The following is a 22,974-nucleotide window of genomic DNA, read 5'->3' on the forward strand; positions in this document are numbered from 1 at the left end:
TCTTTTTTTCGTAAAGTATTATATTTTTAGGTTTCTCTAAATTTTTCTTATGGTATTTTAACGTGCCATACAGAAGATATTCAGATAGACCCTCGAATCCGTACAGATTCTGTTAATAATTATATTCCCTTTTGTATTCAAAGTAAATTTAATTATTTTACGAGTTCCGTTAATTTTTTTAATCGAAATAGTTTCAATATATGACAAAGGCCGTGTGAGCTGTCTTTCGGCAGCTCACACGGCCCTATTAAGGTTCAATCAATTGTTATATTGTTTATGCATTCTTTGCCTGTGCTTTTTTCTTGGTGTTTCTGTCATCGTAGATCGCGTATGCAATGGAAATGATGATCAGTACCCAGATGAACAGGCCGATCGGTCTGGAGAAGAACACACCAAGACTTCCGTTTGCTGCGGATACTGCCTGGATGAAGTAGTTCTCAAGGTCCTTACCAAGGATGAAACCGATTAAGTAGCAGGATGCCGGAATCTTGATCTTACCGAAGATATAGCCAACAACACCGAAGATGAGCAATGCCCATACATCGAAGATACGGCCGTTCTTGGTTGCGTATGCACCAACGATACAGATCATGATAATAACCGGGTACATTCTCTGACGCGGAATGTAGATAATCTTACTGATCCACTTGATCGGGTAGAACATGCAGATAAACATTAAAATGTTACATGCAAGCAGTGCAAGCAAGATGGTATTCCAGGTCTGCGGGTTCTGGGTAATGAACAGCGGACCTACCTGTACGCCCTGCAGCATGAATGCACTGATCAGGACTGCAGTTGTAGAGTCACCAGGGATACCAAGGCTTAATAACGGGATCAGCGCACCACCGGTCAGACCGTTGTTGGAAGACTCGGATGCTACCAGGCCTTCTGCAACACCGGTACCAAGAAGCTCCGGATGCTTAGAAAAGTTCTTTGCCTGTGCGTAAGCAAGAATGGAAGCAGCGGAACCGCCTACACCCGGAAGTACACCCATGAAGGTACCGATCAGGGAAGAACGGAATACGTTAATGCCCTGGCCCTTGAAATCTTTGAGGGAGAATGTGGATTTTCCGTTCATCTCGCCATCCACTTTGTCAATCTTAAAACGCATACCCTCCTCTGCCTCTTCGAAGATCTGGGCGATCGCGAACAGACCGATCAGAACCGGGAGCAGCTGGAAGCCGTCCTGCATTTTGGACTTGAACATTGCCGGAACCATACGGTAAGCATTGTTTACGCTGAACATACCGATCAGGCTGGTCAATACGCCGAGGAAGCCTGCGAATACACCGCGGAGCATCTGGCCCTTGGACAGAGCTGCGATAACGGTCAGTGCGAACAGGATGATGAGGAATTTCTCAACTGCGCTGAACTTCAGTGCTGCTGCACTTAAGAGCGGGGTGAACAGCCACAGGCAGACTAAAGAGATCATGCCACCGAAAAAGCTGGATAAAATACCGATCTTTAATGCTCTCTCACCTTCGCCGCGTTTTGCCATCGGGTAACCATCGAAGGTGGTGGTGATGGAAGACGGGGTACCCGGAATGTTGATCAGGATTGCCGGAACCAGTCCACCGGAGATACCGCCGACATAAAGACCAAGTAACAGATACAGTGCCATATTCAGATCATAGGCGTAGGTCATAGGCAGGAATACTGCTACTGCCATGGTCGCAGTCATTCCAGGGATTGCTCCGAATATGATACCTGCAACCACGCCGAGAAGCGCGATAAGTACATGAGCCAATGAAATCATAATCAAGCTCTCCTTTCCTTAATATAATGTAAATCCCCAGTCCGGGAACGGCATGGTGCACACTCCGCTCGGGAGAGTAATGTTAAACATTACGCCAAACATTACGGAAACCACCACAGAGCTGATCACTGCAATGATAATGCTGACCAGCAGGGATTTTTTCGAGGTTCCTGCATACAATACGTTAAATAAGAAAACAAAGATAATGCTGGTCACGGTAAAGCCGATCACATCCAGACATGCTATGTAAGCAATAAACAGGATCAGTGTGCCAAACAGCTTTACATAATCGCAGTTATCAATGAAGAATTTTCCAGGTTTCTGAAAGAACGGTTTGCCCTCTTTTACACGTGCCATTCCCTCTGTAATGATGATCGCTGCCAGAAAGACGATCAGGATTCCGATCACGATCTTCGGCACGATCCAGTGCTGTGTCGAATAAACAATATGGATCATAGATAGTTTCCCCTTTCTGCTTGTCTGCCGGGCAGTATTCCCAGCAGTGCATTTCTTTAAAAGCAATGCCTGTGGCTGTCATTTTTCCGGCAGCCACGGCATGTCATTTTGGTTTACTGGGTCAGGGTATCCAGGGACGGAGCCTTCTCGATCAGGTCTTTACACATATCACGCTTGTTGTAGATGAACTCCTTGGAAGCCTCTACACCAACCTCGTCTGCGGTCAGGGCATTGTAATACAGCTTCTCCATATCTGCCACAAATTCCGGGTCCTCGGTTACTTTCTTCATAGCTGCCTCGTACTCAGCCAGTACATTTGCGTCCATATCCTTCGGGAAGTACATGCAGAAGTCTTTTGCAAACTCAAACGGCTCACCATTGAAGGTAACGCCATCCTTTGCCATGGAGTCGATCGCTAAGCCCTTTACCTCACCACAGGAGCCAAACATGGTCATCTTTAACTGATCCTCAACACCATCCTGGGTGTACTGCTCAAAGGAAGAGGTATCGCCGTAGATCACGTCTGCGTTACGATCCCACAGTCTCTGAAGCTTCTCAGCAGTGGTACCGCCAACGATCGCTTTGATACGGCTTGCTACGTCATCGCCGTAGGTATCCTGAATATACAGATAATAAGCAACAAATGCCAGATGGGAGGTTGCGCCGGACTCGATGTTGAAGGATACGGTAGCATCCGGGTTGTCCTGCAGATATTTAGTTACATCACTTAAGTTATTCCAGCCTTTTTCAGCTGCTGCACCGAAACATGCGCCCGGGTTCTGGCCGATGCGCGGACCAACCGTCATGTTCTCCAAGGAATACTGCTCATCTACAGAACCGAACAGAACGCTTAAGAACGTCATGTCGTGGAACATCATAACCGTCTTACCATCGCCCTTTGCATTCTGCATCTCATCCAGGGCTGCTGCATTACCGATCGCATCAACCTTGCCGTTAAATCCCATCTCCTTGCTTAAATAACGGGTTACCAGATCTGCGATCATGTAGGAGTCACCAGAGGTAGAGGTAGAACCGATCACCACGCGGACGTTCTGGCCCTTTAAGCTGCTGTTTCCTCCCCCTACATTTGCGCCTGCATCTGCTGCTGCAGTCTCAGACTGTCCGCCTGCTGCGGTGGTTGCTGCGCTTTCTGTTTTGCCGCCGCAGCCTGCCATAGAAAATACCATTGCTGCGGATGCCGCAACTGCGATTACCTTTTTGAATGTCTTTTTCATTTTCTTTCTCCCTTCCTGTTAAGAAAATTTAATATCTTCACCTTTCCAGATAACTGTGCTAGAATGAATACACAATTTTTGAAAGGGGATATTCACAAATGATTTCAGAAGATCTGACACTTGTTTCGCACGCCTACCGGCGTTACCGGCTGTGCGTACTCTTCATGCTTTTTTTCCTGATTGCCACACTGGCCATGTTTTTCATCACGCGCCCGCTGGTCTTCGTTATGCTTGCCATTGCAGTGGTATTCCACCTGTTTGTGCTGCGTCCGAACCAGAAGGCTTACACCAACGCATATTCAAACGCAAACTTAAAGCTGACCGTCTGCAAAAAGCTTGGAACTGACAAGATTCTGGAAAAAGCACACCAGAACATCACCGAGGAGACCTTAGAGCAGGCCCGCCTGATGCCGGTCCACAGTGAAAAGGGCGGTGCCCCGCTTTTTCGCTGGGAGGTAAGCGGAACTATCAAAGGTGTTCCTGTCACCCTGTGCGATGCCACCATCCCGCAGAGCTTTAAGCTCGCCGCAAAGGGCAAACCCCGTGTCCACTTCGATGCCGGTGTCTGGGCCCATATCACACTGCCATCTGACTCCGGACTGCATTTTAGGGTACTGGATGAAACCTCGGTCCCGACCCCGATCCGCATGGAGTACTTTGCAAACAGCATCAGCTACGAAAATGCCCCGTTAGAGGATGAGGACTTAAAGTCTCACTGCGTGCTCTACCGTCCAAAGGGAACGGACCAGCAGCCTTCCTACTCCTTCTGTAAAAGCTTAAAGTCTCTTATGAAGTACACTCCCGGATACGTTGCGGTAAGTGTCCACGGTTCTTCGATGGATGTCTTCATCCGCGGACGGTTTTTAACCCGTGCGCTTTCCCTCACAGAGAAGCCTACAGAAAAAACGATCAGCTTCGATCCATTTCCGGAGCTTTCTTACCTGGTTGATCTTGCCAGATCTGTCTCTTAAAAGACTAATGTTACTCTGCAAATCCTGTTGCTGTTTGCGCAACGCGTGGACAGTAACAGGTCTGACAAGATTTCTTAACACCCATCTTTACATTTTTTTAATGCCAAACAAATTTTTCTTTACGCATTTTTAATAGTTTTGCACAAATTCTTGTCATTTTATTCGGCATATTTTGATTATATTGCATAATACTTTTCTCGTAAAGTATATATTTTTTAGTTTTCTCTAAATTTTTCTTATATTAAATTGTCACAGCAGGTTTCCTGTGCTATAATTCCTATTGAAAATATTTCCCATCACGGTCCACGCATGCGTGCCCGGCAATACCTTCCGAAAAAATAGAAGCATCAGGCAGAGCCTGTCTGATATGGAGATTTCATATGGATTTAAAACAGATTGAATATATTTTAAAGATTGCAGAAGAAAACAACATTACCCATGCAGCAGAAAAGCTGTTCATCACACAGCCCGCGTTAAACCAGCAGCTCTTAAAGCTGGAAAAAGAGCTTGGCACCCCGCTGTTTCACCGTTCCCGCTCAAACTGGAGGCTAACCGAAGCAGGGGAGATCTATGTAAAGAACGCAAAACAGATCCTGCAGATCAAGAAAAATACCTACGAGCAGATCCGGGATGTGGCTAACCGGCAGAAAGGCATGCTCTCGATCGGCTTTACGCCGGGACGCGGCGTTGCCATTTTCGGAAATGTCTACCCGATCTTCCACCGGGAATTCCCGGAGATCACAGTTGTCCCAGTCGAAAAGCGGGTAAAGGAAATGCAGACCATGATTGCCGGGGACCAGCTCGATGTGGCCTTCATGACGTTAAACGAATACGACCGCACCAAGGACAACTACATCAACCTCTCCAGCGAGGAGATCCTTCTGGCTGTCCCGGACGGACACCCAATCTGCCAGTCAGCTGTTCCCTGTGCCGGACACCCATGGCCGGTCCTCGATCTAAGCCTGCTCAAATACGAGCCATTTGTGCTCATGGACAAGAAATCCACCATGTGGAGCCTGGTCGAGCATATTTTCCAGGAATCCGGGTTTGAGCCGAATATCTTATTCGAAACCCAGAACAACAACACCATTCTCACTATGATCCGTGCGAGGATCTGCTGCGGTCTCATTCCGGCCTACTACGTTCAGGGAGACCTAAGCGGCATTTCCATCTTTTCCATGCCGTCACACCCCTGCTGGCAGATTGCCGCAAGCTATAAAAAAGGGCGCTACTTAAGCCAGGCGGCCCAGCGCTTTATCGAGATTGCAAAAACCTTTTATATCTGTTAGTACGGCACCAGTTAATGTCACATTTATCGATTTTGTATCATTTGTAAATTTTGTATCATTTGTAAAAAAAGATGGGACCACCACATCATATGGCAGTCCCATCTTTTTTCATTTCTTATTCGATTACTTATTACATGCGCTGTTTTTCTCTGCATCTCGTTGCCGTTTCCCAGCGCAGCGTTCCTTTTTTATTTTGCAGAATAGGAATTAGCGCATCTGGCGCATTGCCTCGTGCAGGCATGCATAGCTCTCCTCGCTCTTCTCAACATACGGGGAGTCGATCAGGTAATCCTCAAGAATCTTTAAGTTCTCATCGGTACTCTCTACGCCGAGCTCATCGAAGGTCAGCGGCATATCCATGGACTTCATGTAAGCCTTTAACTGGTCCTTCTCCTCGATCAGATGATTGTAGTACAGCTGTGCAAACAGGCCAACTGCAACGATCTCGCCGTGAAGTGCCTTCTTTGCCTCCTGGGTGAAGAAGGTACGGGTTCCATCGTAGATCATGTGAGCCAGGGCAGACTGGCTGAAGCTCTTGGTGATGTTTGCGATGACACCGGTCACTGCGATATTCACGAAAGCAACCTCCTCTAAGATCTTGGTTACTTTATGCTGGCGGTTGTCCTCGATCGCCTGCTGGCCATATTTTTCCAGAACCTCATAAGTATTCTCAGCCATCTTGAATGCCATGTACAGATCGTATGGGTTGTCCTCCAGTCTCATAACCGGCTTTCCGTTCTGGATCTCGATCCGTTTTGCCATTGCATCCAGGATACCTGCTGCATTGTAGCGGATTGGGCACTGCGCGATCACATCCATATCAACCAGGACTGCATCGATCTCATGCTCATATCTCCAGCAGTTCTTCTTTGCGCCTTCCGGTGTGTACATAACGCTCATCGTGGTGAACGGTGCGCAGGTAGACATGGAAGTCGGGATATTGACTACGCCGAGACCTGCAGACTCACCAACAGCCTTTGCAAAGTCCATGATCTTGCCGCCGCCGATGCCGACAACCTCATCACAGCCCGCTGCAAGAGCCTTATCTCCGTACTCTTTTGCGCCCTCGTAGCTGCATGCTCCCTCGTAAATCTCGACTACGTATTCCAAACCTGCTTTCTCAAATCCCGGGATCAGGCGCTCTTTGACTGCTGCAAATGCACGCGGACCTGCAACGATATAAGCTTTTTTACCAAAACGCTTTACTTCCTCGCCGCACTGCTCTAAGAGCCCCTGCTCCTGACGGTATCTTCCTGCTCCAAATTTGATTGCGGTATCTAATACGATTTTTTCCATTTTCCTCTACCCCTGTCTTTTTGTTTTGTAATACTTTTTGTTTCTGGCTTCATTATAGCGTCCGGCGTACTATAAGTAAAACTCATAGTTTTTAGAATTCTCTAAATAATTCTTTGTCAGCACAAAAAGGAGACCCTGCTTTCGCAGAATCTCCTCAGTTTTACTGTGTGTCACTGACAATTTACAGCTATTTTCTGCCCTCGCACAGTTACAGGCAATTCTATTTTCTATCAGCCGTATGCCTTAGCCCAGCCCAACCGGGGTAATGACATTGCCGTTCTCATCGAACTCCAGCGGCTTCGGCTCGTCCAGAGCCTCTACGCCCGGGTACTTGCCATTCTTAACATCCTCGTAGTAGGACTCAGACAGCATGATCTCACCAATATGAAGGCTGTTTGCGATACGCACCATTCTTGCGTGTTCGCGGTCGATCTTGTTGCAGGTGCGCACACAGATCTGCATTGCCTCTTTATCGTTGGCAACGATGCATGGAATCCGCGCGGATGCCAGTACGGTACTGGTAATGCAGTTCGGATACATCTTCTCGACATCCATCTCATCGAAGATCTTCTTGGTGATGGCAGAAGCCAGGCCGCAGCCCAGTGCGTTTCCGTGAGACTCCTCACTTAAATTCAGGAAGCAGGTACGCTGAACCTTGATACCACCGGTTGCGTATGGGGTAGAGAAGGTTCCGGTGATGTTCGGGTCTACACCGGTGCCGCTGAAGTTCTTGCCAACCTCATCGACTACCAGGACATCGGTCTCCTCCACGATCAGCTTCGGCATGTTGGAGAACGCGAATTTTAACAGTTCCGGTTCTCTTGTCATGATATCCTTGGCCAGGATTGCCTCGATCTTGCAGGTCTCATCGTATGCATTCTCGATGCACGGGATCGCAAACAGAATCTTTGCCTTTTCCAGAACCACCTTTGCCATGGTCGGGATGTTCTTGGAGATAACATCCATACCATCGGTATGTACCAGGGAAGCGCCCTTCTGCTTACCAAGGCCTACCGTCATCATCTTGCAAGGGCCGCTCTCGTAAGGACCACGGAATGCGTTGTGCGGTTTCAGTCTGCAGGAAACAATGATACCGTCTGCCTCATAAGCATTCTTATCTAAGTAAACGGTTCTTCCGCGCTCGGAAACACCAAGCTCCACTACCTCCATGGAAGACTTGATCGGGCAGCCCATGGTCTCCGGGGTGATGTTGTAGCCTGCCAGGATTTCTAACTGTCCCTCTGCGGTTGCGCCGCCGTGACTTCCCATAGCCGGAACGATAAACGGATGTGCTCCCTTTGCCTTTACAAAGTCAACGATTGCCTTTGTGATAATGTCTACGTTGCGGATTCCGCGGCTTCCTGCGGTAATGGCGATCTCCATCCCCGGTTTGATCAGGGAAGAAAACTGCTCCTGCCCCATCTCGCGGTTTACCACTGCCGGAATATCCTCCGGGCGGATGAAATCACGCGGGAATGTCTGTCTTGCGTGGAACATTTTCGGAATGCTCACATCGCGCAGTAACTCAGAAACCTTGCCGTTTGACTGAATCTCTTTCATAGTACCCTCCTAATTTATAAAAAACACTTGTGACAGTTCTTATTTTTTCTGATACGTTTATCATATCAGCCCTATATAAGAAAGTAAATTTAAACCTTCTTGTGTTTTATTTAGTTAATCTTAATGTAAATCTTGCCTGCCGTCGTAAATCCGATTATACTGAAACTATCCATTTCGCATATCATTCCATACAGAAAGGAGTCCTGATTCTCATGAACCTCAAGGAAATCGAATATATCGTCACCATTGCCGAAGAACAGAAACTGAACCGGGCCGCGGAAAAACTCTTTGTTACTCCATCCGCCCTGACCCAGCAGGTGGCAAACCTGGAACGGGAAATCGGCGCTCCGCTCTTCTACCGTTCCCGCAATGGCTGGACCCCCACAGAAGCCGGCAACGTCTACCTGACATCTGCCCGGGAAATCTTACAGATCCGCCGCGAAACCGACAAACGGCTTCAGGATCTGGTAAACGCGCACCGCGGCACGCTCACCGTAGGCATCACTTCGGAGCACGGAAGCACGATGTTCACCCATATCTACCCGCTGTTTCACCAGGACTACCCGGAAGTCACCATCAGCATTTATGAGAACAGCGTCCGTGACCAGCAGCAGATGCTGCGAAACGGAGAACTGGATCTTGCGTTTCTCACCCTATCCGAAGACCAACGCACCGATGACATTTATACACCGTTGGCAAAAGAAGAACTCCTTCTGGCCGTCCCCGCCTCACATCCGGCCTGCCGGTACGCCCGTGAAACAGAAAAGAGCCGCTATGCAGAACTCGATCTTTCCCTTCTGCAAAGCGACCCCTTCGCCATGATGTACAAGCAGTCCACAATGTTTCGCATGCTGGCAAATCACTTTGAGACATGCGGCTTCTCCCCAAGAACCCTGTTCTATACCCAGCGTTCCGTCAATGCCCTGGAAATGGTCTCCGCCAACATCTGCTGCACCGTGGTCCCTGCGTTTTTCGCCGCCGGTGCCCACCGCAGCACCTTTGAAAATGTGGCATTCTTCTCCATACCCTCACATCCGGTCTGGGACGTCACCGTCAGCTGCAAGCGGGGCAGCTACTTAACCGATGCCGCCCACGCCTTTATCAAGCTGGCAAAAGAATACTGGGGGGCACTGGAACTGCGCTGAGGCAATTACCGCGCAAGCCGATATCCCGGACTTCATCCACCGCAGGGCCTTTCTTTGGCTTCTAGGCCTGCGGTGCCTCCATAAGTTCCCCGCGCATATATTTGTCCATCGCGTCAGCCACCATCTTGGCATAAGCCGTTGCCTGTACCACGGTCTTGGCACCCAGCACGACATCACCTGCCGCGAAAATGCCCGGATGCGTGGTCTCGCCAAAACTGTTGGTCACCAGAAGTCCATTCTCGGATGCTTTCAAGCCCTCAGTGGTATTGACCAGCTTGCTCTTCGGTCCCTGGCTGATGGAGATGATCACGCTGTCCGCATGAACCTGAACCGGCGTCGCATCTACGCCGGTCTGTTTGCCTTCTTCATCAAATAATACCTTTTTAAACACCGGACCGTCATCATTGATTTCTACCGGCTGCCAGCCAAACGCAAGCTGCGCGCCGTCTAACTTTGCGTAAGCCGTCTCGTCTTCGCTTGCCTGACTGGTCAGTCCGCGCGCATACAATGTTACGCGGCGGCTTCCTTTTCGAAGCGCGGTTCTCGCCACATCCATGGCAGAGTTTCCCATGCCAATGATTGCCACGCTGTCTCCCAGTTCATAAGAATCCGGGTTTGCCAGATAATCAATCGCAAAATGCACATGTCCCAGAGACTCTCCCTTGATACCCAGAGTCTTCGGTCTCCACACACCGGTACCAATGAAAATACTCTGATAACCGTCACGGAACAGATCCTTGATCTCCAATGCTCCGCCAATGGTGGTGTTCGGACGAATCTTAATGCCGATCTCACGAAGCTTTGTTTTATAACGCTCCAGGATCGACTTTGGAAGACGGAATGCCGGAATACCATACTGCAGCACACCGCCAATCTTATCTCTGGAATCAAAGATCGTCACGCCATATCCCTTTTTTGCCAGCAAGATCGCAATCGTAATTCCTGCAGGACCTGCGCCAATAACTGCCACTTTCTTGCCATTCTTCGGCTGGCACGGAATCTGCATTTTATCAAAATAAGTATCGGAAACATAATTTTCAATGCTGCTGATGTGTACCGGCTCGCCTTTGCGTCCCAGAACACAATGTCCCTCACACTGGTTTCCATGGTTACACACCAGGGAACAGATCATGGACATCGGGTTATTCTCAAACAGCATCTCCCCGGCCTCATTTAAGTTTCCTTCTTTAAACGCCTTGATCATCATCGGGATCGGGGTATGGATCGGACATCCCTGCATACACATCGGTTTCTTACAATTCAGACAACGGTTTGCTTCATTAATTACATGTACTGCCATAACATTCTCTCCCTTTCATCTTGACCAGTAATCAGACAACTGGCCTGTTTTTCATTTTTATACTCATGTTCTCAACTTCAGTCTTATTCTACACCTACTGTATTCTGTATACAAGTTAAGTTAAAAAGGCATCAAGTATTTTTGAATTTCGTACAATGTGCAGAATTCCTATGCCGGGAATGCACGAAAAAATGGCCTGAAACCGTTGGTTCCAGACCATTTTTTCTAATTTGCAACAGAATTTTTCAGCTGTTAATTAACAAACAGATTCCTTCTCCATCTATCTCCCAAAGAAACACTTCGTTCTAATGATCAGAAGTGCCGGTGATCGGCATGTTCATATAATAGGAAGTGCCGTCACTGCCTCTGGAATAGCTGCTCATGAAGTCATATAACGTATACACTTCATCCGGCAGCATTGCGTGGATTTTATCTTTTACCCACTGTTCACGCACTAAGGTAATGCCCTGCGTATTCTTAAAATCGTAACCATGGAAATTACCATTCTGATAAGTATAGGTGTTGGACTCATCTGCCGAAATATCATAGCGCACGCGCCACTCTCCAATGCAGGCAGGAACTTTTCCGTAGTCCTTTCCGCCCTCAACAAAATACTTATCTTTCTCACCGACAGACCACATATACGGCATAACCAGGGATGTGTTGACATTGGCAGTTTCGCTCGGCATAACACGCGCAGAGGTCGCTGCGCATGCAGCAATCCATTCCGGATGTGTTAAGGCGATCGTAGAACTCATGAAACAGCCCATAGACTGTCCGCTCACATAAATACGACTTGCGTCAATGGAATAGTTTCTCAGCATATAGGCACGCATTTCAGAGAAGAATGGAAGATCATCCACCTTCCAGGTTGTACTTGCCTTAAACTTACTGTCACTTCTGCATCCCGTTGGGAATACCACAATGAAGTTTCTCTCTTCCGCTACTTTGTCCCATCCGGAACGTGCCGCAAATTCCTCACCAGAACCGCCGCCTCCATGAAACGCAAATACAACCGGCACATTCTTCATGCTTCCATTCTTCACTGCGGTCGGAACATAAACATAAAACTCGCGAAGCGTTCCATTGGATTTCATGGTTTTCCGTTCAATTCCGCGCTCCGCATTGGTGCCAAATGCCCGCAGCGCGTTGATATCACCGCTGTCCTGACGGCGTGTCCGTTTCAGGAAATTGTTATACAGATTACTTGTAAATTCCGGTTTCTGCGTCTGATCCAGACCAAGCGTTACCATAACCTTGGAGCAATCCTGGTAAGTAATCTGATTGGTCTTTGCCAGATAGCCGACCGGCTGATAAATCATGGATGCATACTGATTGGATGAAACCTCGTTTCCACAGGAATTAGCCTGTTTCCAGAACTCAACCAGTTGATTTACCGGCTGTGTAACAGACTCTGCGCCAATCCACATCGGAACTGCCACTTCACTCTTCATAACTCCTTTTGCGTTGCTTGGCGCGGACTTGGCTGCTTCCAGCAAACGCACATCAAAGTTATCTACACCAAATGCGGCAAAACCGGCAAATAATTCCGACTTATCCAGGGCAGCACTCATAACGGTATTTGCGCCATCCCCATAGCCTGCCATATAAAAAGCCGAATCCTGTGTCTGAAGATATTTGCGGCCATCCATGAACTCTACAACGGCATCCGTATACGCAGACTCATCCGCTTTCCAAGCGCCATTTTCCGCTGTCATCAATACAAGGCAGATTCCATTTTCATCCGCTACCGCTTTCCAGCCGGAATCAAGAATAAACTGGCCGGCTTCCGCTCCAGACGGCACTGCAATGGCTACTTCCGGCTGTCTGTATCCTACGGTTTTCGGCACATACTGATACGCGGTTCGGTTGCTTCCATTCTCCAAAGCAAGATCCACGGAATAATACCCGCCTGCCAGCGCCGTTCCCAATGGATTGTTCGGATCCACTGTTACCGTCTCCTGTACTACAGAAGTGAGCGGTACCGGATCCTGCAGCTGATTGCCGCTTGTGACGGTTGCCCCAAAGGCTGTCAGCGGGAATGCCGCCATGATCAATGACAATGTTGCTGTAAATACTCTTTTTGCTTTCATAACCTTCTCCTTCCCAATACGTTCTGTTCCCAGTTTAAAAAATCTCGCTTGAAAAAGCAAATCATAAACCATTATCCATTCATCACGAATTCTTATTTCTTATTTTTTCTAATGATATTCTTAAAAAACGGATCATTCATTTGCACTCTAACCTGTTAATATATATATGTACATTTAGACTGTAATCCACTACAGATATTTTTTAGAAAACTTCAAAGCAGGGAACCAACATTCAGAAGAACCAGAACAGGAAGGGATATTATGGAATTCAACCAGTTAGAATACGTTGTAGAAGTTGCGGATACAGGCAGTTTTTCCAAAGCTGCGGAACACCTTTTTTATTCTCAGCCTGCTCTTACCCAGCAGATTATCAAGTTAGAGAAAGAACTCGGTGTCCAGTTGTTCCACCGCTCGCACGGAAATGTTACCCTGACGGAGGCCGGAACTGTTTTCGTAAAATACGCCCACTCCATCCTTTTGAACAAAAATGACGCACTGTCTGTCATGAATGATTTTTCCCAGAATCAGACCGGTTCTCTTTCCGTCCTCCTGCCCATGGAGCGCGGAACAGAGATCATGACAGCCATTTTCCCGGATTTTCACAGAAAATTCCCCCACATCACGATGAATGCCATCCAAACCAGCGTGCATCGTCAGTTAAACCGTATCATCCGCGGGGCCGCTGATCTGGGTTTTGTCCTGCTTCCAGACCATTCAGAATTAAATGGGATTGCGTATCATGCACTGACAGAAGAGCAATTTCTTTTTGCCGTTTCCAGGGAAAATCCGCTGTCCCAGGGCGCCGCGGCAGGCAGCACCGCCCTTGCGGATCTTTCTGTCTGCGACTGCAGCCAGCTCTCCCAGGCATCTTACATTTTAACATCACCCTTTACTTCATCCAACAAGATGATCCTAAACTACCTTGCAGAATTGGGCATAACCCCCAATGTCATTCTGCATGTAAATGCCAACCAGTCAATTCTGGAACTTATCCGGAATAACGTTGCCTGCAGCATTCTTCCCGCCTGGTACCGTTCCTTTGATGATGAAATTGCGTACTTTCAGCTTCCGCAGAAGCTGAGCTGGTCCATGTACGCAATCTGGAAAAAAGGATACTACCGGACCAATGCTTCCTTTTTGACCGAAAATCTGATTATGAATTATCTGTCTAAAAAATAAGGTTTCCCCCTCTTTTAAAAAAACGGACCGAAAAGCTGCGGCGGCGGCTTTCCGATCCGTTTCCAATCCTTTTTCTATTTTCTCTAACTAGTTAACCGGAACAAATGTTTTCATAACATCTTCTTCATTGTTGATGATGTCACCGGTCTTCTTTAAGTTTACCGTATAGCTCTTGCCCTGCTCCAGGGAAGCAGCAACTGCCTCTGCCTGCTCTTTGGTCATGGCGCCGGTACGGATAATCTCTGTCCATCCGGTTCCGCGAAGGGAATCTACCGGACCGCTCAGCAGCTCAACACCCTGGTTTGCTCCCTGATTGCTGTAGACATTTCCATCGTAGCCATCATTCACATGCGCAGCGATCTGAACATACCACTTGTCCGGGTCATAGACATAACCGTCTTTTGCAAACGCAAAACCTTTTACTACATTCCAGTTGCTCTTGGCAATTCCGGTATCTGCAGATTTTGTCATGATCTTTGCACTCTCCGGTACTACGCCCTTATTCAGGAATACATCGTATCCATGCATAACCAGAATATCTGCCTGATCACTGATCTGAATGGTTGTCTGGCCGCCATTATGCTTGTACGGACCAGCATCCTCCAAGGTACTGTCTTTCAGCTTCGGACTTGTGATATCAGTCTTGATCTGAATTCCGTCATAGGTATAGAAAGGACTGCTGTTGCCATTTGCTTCGTAATCCTTCATATACTGTTTGGTATAGTCACTGTACAGCATAGCAGAAGCTCTCTTCTCACAGAAGTTGATGATCTCTTCCCGGCCTTCTCTCATGAAATGAAGGAAGCTATAATTCTGACCAGTTGCCTTATTGTACTCTTTCATAACTTCTGCAGTTTCCGTATACGGATACTGATTGGTATGCTGGGCAAGATTGTAAACGCCATCTGCCTTCCGGCCCTTCTGTCCCGGAACATCCATATTGCTGAAGACGCTCTCAATGTAACGCAGAGAACTTACAAAAGCAGTTCTCCGGAATCCGGCTGTTTTTGCGCTGTCCAGACCATTGATGCCGTAACCGCCCATATACGCGAACATGATGTGGTCACCAGGTTTATAGTCACTGTATTTGCGGACATAACCCTCGGAATCTGCAGCCGCATTGCCCGGCTCATACTCATAAGTCAGTTTTGCGTCTTTCATGGTTTCCTGCACCTGTACATCGAATACAGCAGAACCACAGCCCTGGGAATGACCAGGTGTCAAAGTCACCATCATGGATAATCCGTCGCCCAGCTTATTCCAGGTATCATTCGGATACCAGTTTGTGATGATGGAGCGGACAGACTGGTCATCATAGATTCCCTTGATCTCCGGGAAGTTATGAACATCAAAACCAATCGTATCCTCATAACTTTCGTAAACGATCGGGCTGATCTCATTATTCACATTATTTTTTGAACGCACAATGGTTTCCCACTCATCATACAGAGAACCATAGTGATCGCCATGTCCATGCGGAACCAGAAGCATATCCAGATCACGAGGATCGTTGCCGGTCTTCTCAATGTTCTTCATGTACTGATAAGCGTTACGCGGCCATCCTGTATCAAACTGAACCAGGAAGTTTCCGCCATTTTTATCGGTACCTCCTTTGAAGATCGGACAGTTGTCTTCAATATCTCCAATTGTCCACATCTTATTTCCAACAACTTCAATCGGACTTGCTGCCACAAGGAACGGTGCATTCGTCGGTTTTGGACTTCCCTGCTCTTTTGTAGAGAAATCACTTCCGATCCGCACGATTTCCGGCTTAAGTCCTACAAACTTGCTGACATCCTCATGTCCCTCATATTCATAAATCTCGGTTACCACAGCATCTCCGGAATTCTCACCGAAATGCTCATAATCCTGATCAAAGATTACCACAACCTGTGTACGCTTCTCTGACGGCGTATCATAAATAAAACCGTTTTTCAGTTCTGATGCAGTCAATACCTTCGATACGTCTGCCGGCGCGCTGCCCTCCTGCTCGGTATCCGGCACAACAGCCTCTCCGTTGAAGCTGATCTTCGTTGCGGAAAAATCCCCATCCGTCTTAATGCTGTATACTTTTACATTATCTGCAACCTTATAGGTTTCATTGAATACATCTGTTGTCCGGTTTCCATCGCCAACTGTGATGGTACGGTCAACTCCGTTTTTATTCAACAGCCATCCCATCGCTACCATTCTTCCGGCCGTACCGGTCAATGCGCCGGTTTTTCCGGAATCATCGCGGTAGATGTCGGAATAATTTACGCCTTTGTTTGAAACCGTGCTGCCAATTGCAGTCAGATCTCCGCCATATTTTGCGGTATCAAAGTTCAGTCCGCTCTGGAGTACTCTCCGGATATCAATGACCTGTCCTGCTTTGTTCAGGCAAATCTCAACAAAACTGCCTTTCGTACACCGGTTGACAATGCTTCCTGCCTGAGATGCTTTCGTCATGTCGTTCGAAGAGCCGTATCTCACTGCTGTGGTATACTCTGCCTCTTTGGTTTGTCCTGCTGGCATGATCCTGATACTGATAGTATGGTCGCTGTTTTCTGCTGCATCCTCTGTAACCCAGCCATAAACACTGTTTGCTACCACCATATCATCTGCAAGTCTTGTCACAATTCCGCTGGTTACCGCAGCTACTGCCGGAAACGGCTGTACGGAAGCCAACGCACCAATTGCCATCGAAGCACTCAGTGCAACCGATAATGCTTTTTTCATTCTTTGCTTTCCCATAATACCCTCCTGATTAACCTTGTTACCATCAGTTTAAGAATTTTGTCAGGAAAAAGCAAATCACGGTTCGTTATTCTTTTATTGTAAATCCTTATGCATTCATATTTTTTATAATGCTCTAAGAAAAATTTATTTCTCTGCTTCCACAGTCCTGGTCACAATGACATTGCTGCCCAGTCCCAGCACATTCTCAATGACAACCTCGCCCTCATGAACCGGCGCAGTGCGTTTTACCTTGCGGATTTCGTTCATGACATCGAAGATCTTTGCTTTCGGGATCGGTGCGCTTAATCGGACACTGGCAAGCGGCATCTCTCCGCCCTCTACCAGAATGGAGGTTGCGATGTTTCGCATCGGGTTTACCAGCTCCTGCTCGACATATTCATGACCACGTTTGCACTTATTGCCGGTAATGGTATATGGTGCTTCATTTCCCTCCGCAGTGATCTCGCAGCCCTGCGGACACATAATACAGGTAAAGGTTCTTAACATACCACTCTCACCTCCAGGTTATCCTTTTCGTTCAGCTCTTCCGGTTTCAACGCGATCTGGATCATCTCAGCCGGAAGTGCCTTCGGGAACTTCTTCTGTTTTACCAGATGATCACCCTGCCACAGCTCTACGGTACAGTTTCTCACCGGTTTTCTCATACGGAAGGACACGGTCACATTGCCGGTTCCGCTGAAACGGGCCGGGGTTAACTGACCTACCATGTTATCTCCGGTGATCGCAAGTCCGCACTCCGGAAGAGAACCCTCTTTGATGTAGCGGGCTGCTCCGTCTGCCAGCTCCTCTGCCTCCATGGAAACGAAATCTACCAGGTCATGCACATGGAGCACGTTTCCTGCTGCAAACACACCAGGAACGGTGGTCTGGAAGTTCTCGTCAACGGATGCGCCTTTGGTGCCCAGGTCTTCTTTCGCGCCAGCCATCCAGGTCAGCTCGTTCTCTGGGATCAGTCCGACAGAAAGGATCAGGGTATCGCACGGATACTCCTTCTCGGTTCCCGGAATCGGCTGCAGCTTGTCATCCACTTCGGAGATCACAACGCTCTCCAGGCGATCCACACCGCGGATCTCGGTTACGGAGTGGCTTAAGTGCAGCGGAATGTTATAGTCGTTTAAGCACTGCTCAATGTTTCTCGGAAGTCCGCTCGCATAAGGCTGGATCTCAAATACGCCAAGTACCTTCGCTCCCTCCAGGGTCATACGTCTCGCCATGATCATGCCGATATCGCCAGATCCGAGGATCACGACATTTTTACCCGGCATGCGGTTCTTTAAGTTGATGTAAGCCTGTGCCACACCTGCTGTATACACGCCAGCCGGACGGGTACCCGGTGTGCTGATGGCGCCGCGGGTGCGCTCTCTGCAGCCCATAGCCAGGATCACAGCTTTCGCCTGGATCTCCAAAAGTCCCTCCGGAGATGCCGCGAACACCTGCTTGTCCGGTGTCAGCTCCAGGACTGTGGTATCTGTCATGTACGGAATGCCCAGCTCTTTCACCTGATTTGCAAAGCGGGAAGCATATTCCGGTCCGCTCAAGGTCTCGCCGAAACGGGTCAGACCAAAACCATCGTGGATACACTGGCGCAGGATTCCGCCCAGTCCCTTTTCCCGCTCTAAGATCAAAATATCATGAATACCCTTTTTCCAAAGCTCCAGGGCTGCCGCAAGGCCAGCCGGGCCGCCGCCGATAATTACTACATCTACATTTCTCATTTTACGTCCCTGACCTTTCCTGTGAAAATATAAGAATCACGTTTGGAATAGCGTACCTCTTCCGGAGCAAGATGCTTCTCCTGCTCAATCATCTCGGTAATGCGGGTCTCGCAGTAGCCGCCCTGGCAGCGTCCCATGGTCGCGCGGGTGCGGTTCTTGATGCCGGTTACCGTGCAGACACCAAGAGGATTGCGGATCGCATCCAGGATCTCAGCCTTTGTCACGGTCTCACAGCGGCAGACCACCTCGCCGTACAGCGGATTCTCTTTGATTGCCTGCTGCTGCTCTTCATGGCTCATCTCGTGGAAGCGCTTCTTCACCGGACGTACCGGGTTAAAGCTTTCGTTCTTCTGCGGCTGCTCCTTCTGAACTAACAGTGCTACTGCACGTCTTGCTAACGGCAATGCGCAGGTCACACCCGGAGACTCAATGCCAACCAGGTTTACGGTATGCGGATGCGTATCATCGGACTCTAACAGGAAATCCAGGATCTCGCCAGTCTCCGGATTGTAACGTTTCCAGCGGATACCGGCAAAATTGCGGATAAAGTATTCGCGCTTCATCTGTTTGAACATCTTGCTTCCGTCACGGAACAGTCCGTCCATATGCTCCTTGGTCACCACATAGTCCTCGCGGCCTTCTGTCACATAGGAGTCCGGTCCTACCAGCACGTTTCCGTCAACCGTTGGGGTTGCGTGGGTGGAGAAACCGCCCTTGTCATTCGGCGCCGGGTAAACCGGGATGGAAAGGAACTTTCCTGCCTTTTTATCCAGCACATAATACTCACCCTTAAAGCCCTTTACCGGGTAATTCGGGTAACCCAGCATCTCAGAGATCTCAGATGCGTACATACCGGCGCAGTTGATGACCCACTTCGTCTCAAAGGTGTCGGTCTCAGTCGTTACTATCCAGACATCCTTTGCCTCATCTCTCGTGATGCCGGTTACCTTCTGTCCAAAATGGAATTTCACACCGTTCTGGCATGCATTCTCAGCCAGACCGATGGTGTACTGCATCGGATCGAGGATACCGGAAGACGGCACATACATGGCAAACTCACCGCCTGCGTTCGGATCGATGCGGTTGATCTCGTCCTTGTCGATCATGCGCATGCCCTTGACACCATTCTGCTCACCAATCGCTTTGTACTTTAAGATATTCTCGCGGTCATGGTCGGTAAAGCCGACAACCAGTTTTCCGGTCCGCTTGAACGGAACACCCAGCTCCTTAGCCACCTGGTCAAACTCCTGGTTTCCTTCCACCGCACACTCTGCCTTTAAGCTGCCTGGTTTGTAGGTAAATCCTGCGTGGAGCATACCGGTGTTGCGGCTGCTGTTTCCGCATGCCACATCCAGCTCCTTCTCCAGCACTGCCGCGTTTAACTGATAGCGTGATAACTCACGTGCCACAGCCGAACCGACAACTCCCGCGCCGATTACGATCACATCATAGGACATCATACTGATCCATCCTCACTTTCTCACTTCGTTCCTGCAAAAATCCCACTGCACTCACCGCTGCCCCGGGATTCTCGCTGTTCCAACTGCGCTGCCTTTCCAGCACAGCTTGTCTTATTGATAATCACATTGTATAATAAGCACGTATGTCAGTCAAATTTATATAAATAATACTTATATTAGTTTTTCTAACATTGATAATTCCGTATAACATCACCTGGGGACCTGCGCCAGATTTCTGCGCAGCCTGTATTTTTATTATAGGAAAGGAAATATGATCTTGGATACTAGACAACTAGAATATATCATTCAGATCAGCGAAGAACACAGCATCACCAAAGCTGCCGAAAAGCTTTTTGTCACGCAGTCTGCCTTAAACCAGCAGCTGCAAAAGCTGGAAAACGAACTCGGCATCGCCCTGTTTGTCCGAAACCGCTCCGACTGGCAGCTGACTCCGGCCGGGGAAATCTATGTGCGGACCGCCAGACAGATCCTGAATTTAAAGAAAGATGCCTACAGCCAGATTCAAGATTTAAAAGAAAGCGGCAGCCGCCGCATCACCCTGGGGCTCATCCCGGAGCGCGGTGTCAACATGTTTACAGCCATCTACCCGGAGTTTCACCGGAAATTTCCGGACATCCGCATTGAGCCCGTAGAATGTAATGTCCGCACCATGCAGAATCTGATCACACGGGGAGAACTCGATCTGGGCCTCATCACCCTGGTCCAGGCCCAGAAGGATGCTAACCAGTATTTCCTTATGAAAGAGGAAGAAATCTTTCTGGCCATTCCAACCTCGCACCCACTTGCGCAAAGCGGAAGCAGTGAAGCAGCCCTTGCGCCCCAGATTAGTCTTTCCCGCTTTGCACAGGATTCCTTCATCCTCATTGCACGCCGCTCTACCATGTATCAACTGGAGGAAGCACTGTTTTCCCAGGCTAAATTCCAGCCACAGGTGCTCTTTTCCACCAGCAGCAACGTCAGCAAATACCGCATGGTACTGGCCGAGGTAGGGTGCGCACTGCTTCCGGAAGTATTCGCCAAACCAGATCCAGGAATCCGCTATTTCCGCCTGGAGGAGCGTCCCAGTTGGGAAGTTACCATGTGCTGCAGAAAAGATGCCTACTTAAGCCATGCAGAGGAATATTTTCTGGAGTTATGCAAGAAATACTGGGAAACATAAATGCAATCTGGTAACTGCCGCAAAATGTCCACCGTCAATCACGATATGCACTGAAGCAAAAAACGCCAGGTTCCGGCGATTTGCCGGAATCTGGCATTTCTTTTTATTAAAACTTCTATTGAATGTTTGCGCTTGATTAGCGAACCAGACACGGTTTCTTGTTATCGAAGGTCCAGCCCGGGATTAAGTACTGCATACCAACAGCGTCGTTACGAGCGCCCTTACCGTAGCACTTATCCATGTACAGCTGATGAGCCTTCATAACCTGGTCACGGTCAACCTCTACACCAAGACCCGGCTTCTTCGGCAGGTCGATGCAACCGCCAACGATCTGCATCGGCTCTTTGGTCAGGCGCTCACGGCCCTCCTGCCAGATCCAGTGGGTATCAATACCGTTCATCTTGCCCGGGATTGCAGCTGCACACTGTACAACCATAGCCAGGGAGATATCGAAGTGGTTATTGGAATGGCAGCCCCACATCAGACCGAAGTCGTTGCACAGCTGGCCAACACGTACGGAACCTTCCATGGTCCAGAAGTGCGGATCTGCTAACGGGATATCTACGCTCTGCAGAGCGATTGCGTGGCACATCTGGCGCCAGTCAGTGTTGATCATGTTGGTAGCGGTCGGCATCATGGTTGCTTTTCTGAACTCAGCCATAACCTCACGGCCGGAGAAACCATCCTCTGCACCACACGGATCCTCACAGTAAGCAAGAACCTTCTTTAAGTCCGGAGCAACTTCCAGAGCCTCTTTTAAGCTCCAGCAGCCGTTCGGGTCAAGGTCAACACGTGCCTCCGGGAATGCTTCCTTGATTGCAGCTACAGCCTTAACCTCTTCCTTCGGAGCTAAAACGCCGCCCTTTAACTTGAAGTCTACGAAGCCGTATTTCTCGTTGGTAGCCTTTGCCAGTGCCACGATAGCCTCTGGAGTCAGAGCCTCCTCGTGACGCAGACGGTACCAGTCGCAATCTGCATCCGGTTCTTCCTCGTACTCAAGGTCAGTTTTCTTGCGGTCTCCTACATAGAAGAGGTAAGAAAGGAACTGAACCTTCTCACGCTGGATGCCGTCGCCCATCAGAGCAGCTGCCGGAACGTTTAAGAACTTACCAAGTAAGTCAAGAAGCGGAGCCTCTACTGCGGTAACTACATGTACGCCTACACGCAGGTCGAAGGTCTGAAGACCACGCTTGTCGTCTTTGATGTTAGCTGCCAGCCAAGCACGGATTTTGTTTAAGGTCTGCTTGTAATCGCCGATGCTGCTGCCGATTACGAGATCTTTGATCTGCTCTAATGCTGCAGTGATCTTCTCACCACCAGGAACCTCACCGATACCCTCGTTACCGGTGCTGTCGGTCAGGATGACGATGTTACGGGTGAAGTACGGAGCGTGTGCGCCGCTTAAGTTCAGCTCCATGCAGTCATGTCCTGCAACCGGGAAAACTTCCATCTTTGTGATTGTTGGAATCTGATTCATTGAAATACCCTCCTTAAAATTATATGAAAAATTTATTGAGTTCTTATTTCTCTTGCTGATGTTATCATAGCACCTGCAAGCAAATAAGTAAAATTAATAGTTTTTATGTTTCTCTTAATATTT

The 22,974-nt window shown here is 48.6% G+C and carries 17 protein-coding genes; 5 read left to right on the forward strand and 12 right to left on the reverse strand.

Annotated features, from left to right (window positions below; genetic code table 11):
• Positions 1-274: 274 nt before the first annotated feature.
• From DXA97_RS01470 to DXA97_RS01480, 3 genes are all read right to left on the reverse strand, one after another.
• Positions 275-1,756, reverse strand: coding sequence for a tripartite tricarboxylate transporter permease (locus DXA97_RS01470; protein WP_118718312.1), 1,482 nt, complete (start codon positions 1,754-1,756; stop codon positions 275-277).
• A gap of 18 nt (positions 1,757-1,774) precedes the next feature.
• Positions 1,775-2,212 carry a tripartite tricarboxylate transporter TctB family protein gene (locus tag DXA97_RS01475; RefSeq protein ID WP_118718313.1) on the reverse strand — a complete coding sequence of 146 codons (438 nt, stop codon included), beginning with the start codon at positions 2,210-2,212 and terminating at the stop codon, positions 1,775-1,777.
• Positions 2,213-2,325: 113 nt separating this feature from the next.
• Entirely contained in the window at positions 2,326-3,447 is a 1,122-nt protein-coding gene (locus DXA97_RS01480; protein WP_118718314.1) for a hypothetical protein, read from the reverse strand.
• 98 nt (positions 3,448-3,545) lie between these two features.
• Here DXA97_RS01480 and DXA97_RS01485 point away from each other — a divergent pair, with 98 nt between their 5' ends.
• Positions 3,546-4,418, forward strand: coding sequence for a hypothetical protein (locus tag DXA97_RS01485; RefSeq protein ID WP_118718315.1), 873 nt, complete (start codon positions 3,546-3,548; stop codon positions 4,416-4,418).
• 380 nt (positions 4,419-4,798) lie between these two features.
• Positions 4,799-5,707 (forward strand): LysR family transcriptional regulator, encoded by a 909-nt coding sequence (locus DXA97_RS01490; RefSeq protein WP_118718316.1) that lies wholly within the window; start codon positions 4,799-4,801, stop codon positions 5,705-5,707.
• 207 nt (positions 5,708-5,914) lie between these two features.
• On the opposite strand, the gene DXA97_RS01495 is transcribed toward DXA97_RS01490, so the two are convergent.
• Positions 5,915-7,003, reverse strand: a complete 1,089-nt coding sequence (locus DXA97_RS01495) for an iron-containing alcohol dehydrogenase family protein (protein ID WP_118718317.1) — start codon at positions 7,001-7,003, stop codon at positions 5,915-5,917.
• Between the two features lie 243 nt (positions 7,004-7,246).
• Positions 7,247-8,563, reverse strand: coding sequence for a lactate racemase domain-containing protein (locus DXA97_RS01500; RefSeq protein ID WP_118718318.1), 1,317 nt, complete (start codon positions 8,561-8,563; stop codon positions 7,247-7,249).
• A gap of 212 nt (positions 8,564-8,775) precedes the next feature.
• On the opposite strand from DXA97_RS01500, the gene DXA97_RS01505 reads away from it, so the two are divergent.
• Positions 8,776-9,708, forward strand: a complete 933-nt coding sequence (locus DXA97_RS01505; protein ID WP_118718319.1) for a LysR family transcriptional regulator — start codon at positions 8,776-8,778, stop codon at positions 9,706-9,708.
• Between the two features lie 61 nt (positions 9,709-9,769).
• Here the strand turns inward: DXA97_RS01505 and DXA97_RS01510 are convergent, their stop codons facing one another.
• Complete coding sequence (locus tag DXA97_RS01510; protein WP_118718320.1) at positions 9,770-11,008, reverse strand: NAD(P)-dependent oxidoreductase; 1,239 nt, start codon at positions 11,006-11,008, stop codon at positions 9,770-9,772.
• A 305-nt stretch (positions 11,009-11,313) separates the two neighbouring features.
• A complete protein-coding gene (locus DXA97_RS01515; protein WP_118725484.1) occupies positions 11,314-13,101 on the reverse strand; it encodes an alpha/beta hydrolase-fold protein in 1,788 nt (595 codons plus the stop codon).
• 261 nt (positions 13,102-13,362) lie between these two features.
• Between DXA97_RS01515 and DXA97_RS01520 the strand changes: the two genes are divergently transcribed.
• Positions 13,363-14,280 carry a LysR family transcriptional regulator gene (locus DXA97_RS01520; RefSeq protein WP_118718322.1) on the forward strand — a complete coding sequence of 306 codons (918 nt, stop codon included), beginning with the start codon at positions 13,363-13,365 and terminating at the stop codon, positions 14,278-14,280.
• 87 nt (positions 14,281-14,367) lie between these two features.
• Here DXA97_RS01520 and DXA97_RS01525 read toward each other — a convergent pair whose 3' ends face one another.
• From DXA97_RS01525 to DXA97_RS01540, 4 genes are all read right to left on the reverse strand, one after another.
• Complete coding sequence (locus DXA97_RS01525) at positions 14,368-17,013, reverse strand: hypothetical protein (RefSeq protein WP_118718323.1); 2,646 nt, start codon at positions 17,011-17,013, stop codon at positions 14,368-14,370.
• A gap of 129 nt (positions 17,014-17,142) precedes the next feature.
• Complete coding sequence (locus tag DXA97_RS01530) at positions 17,143-17,505, reverse strand: DUF1667 domain-containing protein (protein WP_118542411.1); 363 nt, start codon at positions 17,503-17,505, stop codon at positions 17,143-17,145.
• Positions 17,499-18,734, reverse strand: coding sequence for an FAD-dependent oxidoreductase (locus tag DXA97_RS01535; protein ID WP_118718324.1), 1,236 nt, complete (start codon positions 18,732-18,734; stop codon positions 17,499-17,501). The genes DXA97_RS01530 and DXA97_RS01535 overlap by 7 nt, the downstream gene beginning before the upstream one ends.
• Positions 18,731-20,194 (reverse strand): NAD(P)/FAD-dependent oxidoreductase, encoded by a 1,464-nt coding sequence (locus DXA97_RS01540; RefSeq protein ID WP_118718325.1) that lies wholly within the window; start codon positions 20,192-20,194, stop codon positions 18,731-18,733. Before DXA97_RS01540 ends, DXA97_RS01535 begins: the two co-directional genes overlap by 4 nt.
• 271 nt (positions 20,195-20,465) lie before the next feature.
• Between DXA97_RS01540 and DXA97_RS01545 the strand changes: the two genes are divergently transcribed.
• A complete protein-coding gene (locus DXA97_RS01545; RefSeq protein ID WP_118718326.1) occupies positions 20,466-21,374 on the forward strand; it encodes a LysR family transcriptional regulator in 909 nt (302 codons plus the stop codon).
• Between the two features lie 136 nt (positions 21,375-21,510).
• Here the strand turns inward: DXA97_RS01545 and DXA97_RS01550 are convergent, their stop codons facing one another.
• Complete coding sequence (locus DXA97_RS01550; protein WP_118718327.1) at positions 21,511-22,851, reverse strand: enolase C-terminal domain-like protein; 1,341 nt, start codon at positions 22,849-22,851, stop codon at positions 21,511-21,513.
• Between the last annotated feature and the right edge of the window lie 123 nt (positions 22,852-22,974).

Origin of the sequence: Clostridium sp. OF09-36, from assembly GCF_003481985.1 — a bacterium.
Taxonomy (GTDB): domain Bacteria; phylum Bacillota; class Clostridia; order Lachnospirales; family Lachnospiraceae; genus Brotaphodocola.